The following is a 1,071-nucleotide window of genomic DNA, read 5'->3' on the forward strand; positions in this document are numbered from 1 at the left end:
CTCAATTTTCGCATCTGATAAATCTTTTACTTTATCCAATTGGTATTTTGTTTTTACACTCGAGATTGCTAAATTTTTCAGTTTGTCATACTCATTGGTGGGCAAAGAAACCTTATCACCAAACATAGCTTTTTTTGCTGAAGCTTCGATGTTTTCTAAAACCTTTTTAGGCTCTTTATAAACTTTTACTTCTGCGGTCATTTCTGTAATCATTTCTTCTTTTTGTCTTTTGATTTCTTCAGAATGCTTTTTCAAATCTTTAACGGTATCAACGCCAATTGTTTTATCGTTTAAAATGCCTTCTTTGTAGATATGAGGAATTTTCCGTTTTAAAAATTTATCTAAGTCTTGATGAAATGTTTTTAACTCTTTACGAGTTAATACATCATTTGCACAAACCTTTTCACGTTGTTTTTTCTCATCCCAGACAACAGGCATAAAAGCAAAATGCATATGTGGTGTTGTTTCGTCGTTGTGAACATTGGCGGACAAAACATTTTTTTCTCCGCCATAGCGGTTACTTAAAAATTCATATGTTTTCTCGAAAAATTCACGTTGTTCTTTTTCGGAAATACTCTTCAAATTCTCAGGTAAAGTTACAACCCAATCTGCACAAACTTTTACATCTTTTCGATTCATACAATACACTTCACCTAGCCGATCTTTCATGCGAGAAAGTGTATCTCCTTCTTTTTCGCACAAATCATAATTCAAGTGTGAACGTTCATTATCAATATCTAGATTCGAATGATTTTCTGTTTTTCTGTCCCAATGATTTGATAATCCTTGTACATTTCCTTTTGCATATTTTTCTACATGAGCCATGCCAAAGCACCCCCGTTTCGTATCACCAGTTTACCATGGATATAGTGGAGGGAAAATATTTTGCCCTAGCACGTTATGGCAAAATTCTTTGCCCCGTGCTCTGCGAGGCTTTTCGGCTCCGCCGAGCCATGCCCATGCATGGCAAAATCCCTCAAGCCAAAAGGCTTTTTTTTCATCAAGGTACGGGTAGTATTTTTTGAGAAAACCACTCAAAAAATCTCCACCCTTTTCCCCTTGATAAAAAAA

The 1,071-nt window shown here is 35.5% G+C and carries 2 protein-coding genes; both read right to left on the bottom strand.

Features of this window, described 5'->3' with window-relative positions:
• Positions 1-825 (bottom strand): MobV family relaxase (gene mobV / locus BUA87_RS29765; protein WP_256679005.1); only part of this gene is annotated, 825 nt, incomplete at its 3' end.
• A gap of 30 nt (positions 826-855) precedes the next feature.
• Positions 856-1,071 (bottom strand): hypothetical protein (locus BUA87_RS31555; RefSeq protein WP_218602452.1); only part of this gene is annotated, 216 nt, incomplete at its 5' end.

This window comes from Bacillus sp. bc15 (assembly GCF_900142585.1).
Classification (GTDB): Bacteria; Bacillota; Bacilli; order Bacillales; family Bacillaceae_G; genus Bacillus_A; species Bacillus_A cereus.